The organism is Lyngbya aestuarii BL J, from assembly GCF_000478195.2.
Classification (GTDB): Bacteria; Cyanobacteriota; Cyanobacteriia; order Cyanobacteriales; family Microcoleaceae; genus Capilliphycus; species Capilliphycus aestuarii.
In genome coordinates this window covers 1-998 of sequence record NZ_AUZM01000251.1, presented here as the reverse complement: position 1 = coordinate 998, position 998 = coordinate 1, and the positions used below count along the sequence as shown (strand labels likewise).

Genomic DNA, 998 nt, shown 5'->3' with positions numbered 1-998 from the left:
GAAGCAATGGATACAGTCTAAATCCACTTCCAGAGTGATGAGGATGAATTTTAAGCAATAACTAGATAAACTTAGAATTCAAAACTCAGAACTCTTGGAGGTTGGTGTCAGACATGGATATCAAAAAAGTTGCAAAAGACACGACCAAGGTACTAACAAGCTACCTAACCTACCAAGCTGTACAGGTGGTTTCATCTCAATTAAAAGAGACAAACCCCGGTCTAGCAATTTGGTTGAGCGGATTCTCGTCCACCGGAAAAATTCAAGACGGTGAAGCGTATCTCAAAGAGATGCTTCAGGAAAACCAGGAAATGGCTTTCAGAATTATGACGGTGCGAGAACATCTCGCTCAAGAGGTGGGAGGTTATTTACCGGAAATGGTGCGTGAATCGATTCAGCAAGGCAATATGGAACATCGCCGTCAATACCTTGAACGGATGACACAGGTTTCCTTGTCTGACACCAGTCCTCATCCCGAATTTCAGATAGATTCCGAACCGACTCAGGATGAATAGAGCCTGATCGCTGGACTGTTGTATACCTTTTTTAACGTTTTAGGAAATCGCAATGCAAACTTTACCCAAAGAGCGTCGCTACGAAACTCTGTCTTATCTGCCTCCGTTGACTGATGCTCAGATTGACAAGCAAATTCAATATATGCTGTCTCAGGGTTTTATTCCGGCTGTTGAGTTCAACGAAACCGCAGAGCCAGAAGTTCACTATTGGACATTGTGGAAACTGCCCCTGTTCAATGCAACCACTGTCCGTGATGTGATGATGGAAATTCAAGCCTGCCGTCAAGAATATCCGAAGTGTTTCATTCGGGTTGCTGGTTTTGACAATGTGAAGCAGTGCCAAGTCTTAAGCTTCATTATTCACAGAGCTGATCAGTCGTCCGGTTATCGGTACTAAATCGCCCAGTTTAACAGATTAATTTGGAAAGGTAGGGAGTTATCTCTACCTTTTTTGTGCTAGCTGCAAATTAAGCTCGCATTATA

The 998-nt window shown here is 43.2% G+C and carries 2 protein-coding genes; both read left to right on the top strand.

Translation table 11 applies throughout. The features are described from left to right. The first annotated feature begins 113 nt into the window (after window positions 1-113). On the top strand, window positions 114-515 hold the full coding sequence (gene rcbX / locus M595_RS27890) for a RuBisCO chaperone RbcX (RefSeq protein ID WP_023064799.1): 402 nt from the start codon (window positions 114-116) through the stop codon (window positions 513-515). A gap of 52 nt (window positions 516-567) precedes the next feature. Continuing rightward, a complete protein-coding gene (locus tag M595_RS27885; RefSeq protein WP_023064797.1) occupies window positions 568-912 on the top strand; it encodes a ribulose bisphosphate carboxylase small subunit in 345 nt (114 codons plus the stop codon). The last annotated feature ends 86 nt before the right edge of the window (window positions 913-998 follow it).

What these genes read in the sequence shown, in the direction of transcription:
- rcbX (WP_023064799.1), top strand. Translation starts at nt 114, where the DNA reads ATGGATATCAAAAAAGTTGCAAAAGACACGACCAAGGTACTAACAAGC.
- M595_RS27885 (WP_023064797.1), top strand. Translation starts at nt 568, where the DNA reads ATGCAAACTTTACCCAAAGAGCGTCGCTACGAAACTCTGTCTTATCTG.